General features: G+C 66.1%; 4 protein-coding genes. 3 read left to right on the top strand and 1 reads right to left on the bottom strand.

Annotated features, from left to right (window positions below):
* Positions 1 to 292 precede the first annotated feature (292 nt).
* Positions 293 to 565 (bottom strand): hypothetical protein, encoded by a 273-nt coding sequence (locus tag AB0873_RS31840; RefSeq protein ID WP_366604442.1) that lies wholly within the window; start codon positions 563 to 565, stop codon positions 293 to 295.
* Between the two features lie 194 nt (positions 566 to 759).
* On the opposite strand from AB0873_RS31840, the gene AB0873_RS31845 reads away from it, so the two are divergent.
* The 3 genes from AB0873_RS31845 to AB0873_RS31855 all read left to right on the top strand — a co-directional run bounded on the left by AB0873_RS31845 (position 760) and on the right by AB0873_RS31855 (position 3,416).
* Positions 760 to 1,125, top strand: a complete 366-nt coding sequence (locus tag AB0873_RS31845) for a helix-turn-helix transcriptional regulator (protein WP_366604444.1) — start codon at positions 760 to 762, stop codon at positions 1,123 to 1,125.
* Positions 1,126 to 1,129: 4 nt separating this feature from the next.
* Positions 1,130 to 1,708, top strand: a complete 579-nt coding sequence (locus AB0873_RS31850) for an ImmA/IrrE family metallo-endopeptidase (protein ID WP_366604446.1) — start codon at positions 1,130 to 1,132, stop codon at positions 1,706 to 1,708.
* A 307-nt stretch (positions 1,709 to 2,015) separates the two neighbouring features.
* On the top strand, positions 2,016 to 3,416 hold the full coding sequence (locus AB0873_RS31855; protein ID WP_366604448.1) for a hypothetical protein: 1,401 nt from the start codon (positions 2,016 to 2,018) through the stop codon (positions 3,414 to 3,416).
* The last annotated feature ends 772 nt before the right edge of the window (positions 3,417 to 4,188 follow it).

The following is a 4,188-nucleotide window of genomic DNA, read 5'->3' on the forward strand; positions in this document are numbered from 1 at the left end:
CACAACGGACGGCGAGTCGGACACGACGGCCAGGATGCGCCAAACCGCCAACAAGATCAAATCACTGCAACTCAGGAACCTGCTGAATGGTTACCGGTGGGGATAGACCGTCCAGGAGATCCGTGCGACGAACTGGGTACTGCCCGGAGCGGTGGGTTGGATGACAGCCCAGTAAAGACCTGCGGGGTCTTCTTCTCGGTGCACGAGCCGCCCGCCGGTGGAGGACAGGAATTCCTCCACCGCCGGGACGTCCCGTGCGAGAGTGATCGTGCTCTCGATATCCATTGTCGGGTCAGCTCGCGCCCTGGATCGTCTCGGTGCGCAGCTTGAGGTGCAGAGCGTGGGCGTGGCCCGCGATCTCTCCGACCGTCTTGTCGACGGGGACCTCGTCGCCGTCGTGCTTGAGGTAGTACCGGGTGGTCCCGTCAGCGGTTACGCCGAAGGCCGCCAGGGAGTCTCCCAGCACGGTGCCGATCGTGACCGAGCCGGCGTACTCGTGGCGGTACGGCCGCTCAGCGGCCGCGAACGTGACCGTGACCTTGATGTCGTGGGGCTTGTTGGGCATGGTTGCTCTCTTTCGCGCAGTGAATCTTGGTGCCGGAGGGCGGGCAGACTTCACCCAGGACCTCTCGGTGCGCCACGATTGCTACATCGCAACGCGTGCCGGTGCTGCAATTGACCTTCTCATGGAGATGCCGACGTTGCAAGCCGTTTCACTCGTGCAATGATGGGGTGGCTCGACGAGCCGAGGGAGACGGGATGAGCGATGAGCCTGAGAAGGGGCGCTTCGACGCCGCAGCGTTCTACGCGGCGCTGGACCGGACCCGGGCGGAGCGTGGGCTGCGCTGGAAGCAGGTGGGAGACGAGGCCAAGGTGAGTCCGTCGACGCTGACCCGGCTGGCCCAAGGACGCCGCCCAGATGTCGACAGTCTGGCCGCGCTGGTGGATTGGGCCGGACTGAGCGCCGACGACTTCGTTCGCCGGACGCAGCCGAGGCAGGAAACACACGGCACTCTCGCTGGTGTATCGACCTACCTTCGCGCAGACAAGAACCTGGACGACCGCAAGGCCGAGGCGATCGAGAAGGTCATCGAGGTCATGTATCGCCAGATGACGGAAGGCTGAGCTGATGGCGGGCAAGCTGCGTAAGGGCTTCCACGGCGAGGCGAACGAGATCGCCGAGTCCATCCGAGCCGAGCTTGGACTCGGAAACTTCGACCCGCTAAACCCGTGGAAGCTGGCTGCGCACCTGGACATCGAGATCCGGAAGCTCAGCGACATCGCGGTTGAAGAGCCGGCAGTGTTGTGCCTGCTAGAGGAGGACGACAAGTCGCTCAGTGCCGCGACCGTGTTCAGGGGCTCGAAGCGGCGCATCGTCGTGAACGACGCGCACGGGCTCCCTCGGCAATGCTCCAGCATCTGCCACGAACTCGCACACGGCCTGCTGCTACATACCCCTGTCATAGCGTTCAACGCCAGCGGGTGCCGCCACTGGGACCAGGAGATGGAGGACGAGGCGGACTGCCTCGGCGGGAAGCTACTGCTCACGGACCAAGCCGCACGAGGTCTCGTCACGCGGAACGTCCCAGCGGACGCCGCCCAACGCCGCTACGGCATCAGCCCAGAGATGCTCCGGTACCGTCTCAACATGAGCGGCGCGGAACGGCTGCGGCAGCGCAAGAGTCGCCAGCCTACGGCCCATCGTTAGTTGTCGGCCGCTACCACAACCTCCGTCTAGACATAGTGGGGCACCTGCGCCTTGTCGGTTCGGATTGCAGCCGACGCTGCTGCGGACCCGGTTGGGATCGGTGGCCGGTTCTCGCTTGATCAGCTCGTAACGCCAGCCGCCTCCTGGTGCAAGTGCCGAGGTCGGGCTGATGCGAGCTAATTGGCTTCTTTCGACGCTTGACTACCGTCAAGAGTCAAACCAGACACGCCATCAACCGCCTGCGTCTGCTCGCGCCCGAACTCGTCGAACTTGCCGACTCAACCACTCATCAGGTGGAGGTGGGATCGTGAACGTCGAGACGCCATTGCGTGAAGGTCTCCGCGCCCTCGCTAGACAAGCACCGGCTGTGGCGGTGCCCGAGGACTTCTTCGATCAGGTTCACGTACGCGCCCGACAGCGACGCGCGGTGCGCAGTTCCGCCGTGGTCGTGACGTTACTGGCCTTGGCGGTCGGTCTGGTGTTCCGGCCCACGGGCAGCGGCACCGTCACGCCAGGTGGGCCCGTCGGGGTCACGGCTGGCCTACCCCACCGGCTCCACACACCGCCGATCTGGACCGCTTCGGTCGAGCTGTCGCCTCCCGGTACCGCTGCCATGATCTTCGGCGGTGAGGCGACCCTCGGTGACTGGAATGAGGGCCGCTTCGCGATCGTGGCGGCAGACAGCGACCGCTATCGGGTCTTCAATGAGTTCACCTACACGCCGCCCGGCTTCGAGGCACTGCTGTCCCCGGACGGCGAACTCATCGCCCGCAACCGAACAGTACGGTCGCTACACCCAGAGCGCGATCTGTTCCTGACACTGCCAGGCAATCCACGTGCCTTCTCGCCTGATGGAAGCCTGCTGGTCTACGAAACGGGAGACGGGGTCAACTACGTCAACGATGTTGAGTACCGACCAAGCCGAATCGGCGTCTACGATCTCGCCCGACGAGTGGAGATCGCGAGCATCGACAACTCCGACAGTTGGCTCACGCCCGGCTGGTCGGTGGCGTTGTCGCCGGACAACAGTCGCCTCGCAGTGCAGTTGCGCGACGAGATCAGGCTGTACCGGCTTGGCCCCAACCATCCCGTGCCCTATGCGACCGTAAAACTCGACGCCGAGACGCTGGCCGGACCTGGCTCCTGGCTGCCCGATGGCCGATCATTCGTGACCGCCCGCCGCTACTCGGGAGAGAACTGGCGACTCGTGCTGCGTAACGCCGACACCGGACAGGCTGGCCAGGCACGCCGACTGCCCGAGGTGGCCGGTGCCCGCTACATCCGAGTACTGGGATGGCGCGTCGACGGCACCGCGGTCGCCGTGACCGGCGTGCCGCGACCGAACACACCACCCGCCCCAATCTTTCACGAAAGTGCGTGGGGGCCATTTCGTGACCTTGACACCGTTCGCGTTCGCCTCATCACACTGACGCCAAACACGCCCACTGCGACAGTGCTGTTCGAGACGCCAACCGGCGTGAGCGAGTTAGACGTCGCCGCCGACCTCGCCGTGGCCGGGCTGTTCCGCGACCCCGGTAGGCCGGAATACGGGCCGCTCCCCACAACCATCCAGCTTGTCGGCGGCGTGCTGCTGATGCTGATCTGCGTGCCCCTGTTGTGGCTCGTGTGGCGTGCGCGACGGCGAACAATCCAGCGCGGCACGAGGGAATATCCCGGCCCGACCAAACTGCCCACTAGGAACCCTTGATCGACTCGGACAATTGTCACGGAAGCTGAATCCACAGGATGGACTTGGGCTCAGGCAGCTGACAAGCGCTACCCATCGATCCGCCGCCATCCCGTTCGCCGTCGACCCGCCCCCAGGGGAGCGGGCCGCCGCCCGATCCGCCACGCCAAACGGACCTTGACGGTTCGTACGAGCGCTGGCGGGTCGGGCGGTGGTCTGCTCGGCTTGCCCCGGTCGACGGCGGGCGGGATGGCCTACCGCAGCCACCCACGGACCGTGACCCGCCGACGGAGTCTCGCCATCCTGGAGCCGGAGCGCCCCCGCCGGAGGCTCTCTGACCGCAACCCCGCGACCGCCGCCAGCTCGCCGACGTGGCCGGCGTCCGCTGCCCTACGCCGCGTGGGCTCGTGACCGCGCGGCCCGGCCGGCTGCCGGCCCACCACACCAACCCGTCAACGGTCTGTCGTTCTGCGGCGGCCCTCCGAGCTCCCCGCTTTCCGCGCCAGCCGCCGGGCGTCAGGCGTGACGGCCGCAGAGCGACAGCGGCAGCGGCCGACGCGCGCCCAGGCGGCGGCGCGTGCGGCCCGTTTCGGGCCGCCTTGAGAGTGTGTAGAAAGTCCTCACCACTTCGCCGGCAGCCGGTCTAAAACTGACGGTCATCGTTGACACCTGGGTCTCCGGCCACTACGGAGACCATCTGTCGGGGTACTCGCTGGAGTGCAGAGGTAAGTACGGCTGATCTTGCAGAGGTCAGGTGTCGTGCTGGGAGCCTGGTTGGTTGTGGTGGGTGGTG

It is taken from the genome of Micromonospora sp. NPDC047707, assembly GCF_040704235.1.
Classification (GTDB): domain Bacteria; phylum Actinomycetota; class Actinomycetes; order Mycobacteriales; family Micromonosporaceae; genus Micromonospora.

Excerpts from the sequence above, each read along its gene's own strand:
- AB0873_RS31840 (WP_366604442.1), bottom strand. The coding sequence starts at position 565 with ATGCCCAACAAGCCCCACGACATCAAGGTCACGGTCACGTTCGCGGCC.
- AB0873_RS31845 (WP_366604444.1), top strand. The coding sequence starts at position 760 with ATGAGCGATGAGCCTGAGAAGGGGCGCTTCGACGCCGCAGCGTTCTAC.
- AB0873_RS31850 (WP_366604446.1), top strand. The coding sequence starts at position 1,130 with ATGGCGGGCAAGCTGCGTAAGGGCTTCCACGGCGAGGCGAACGAGATC.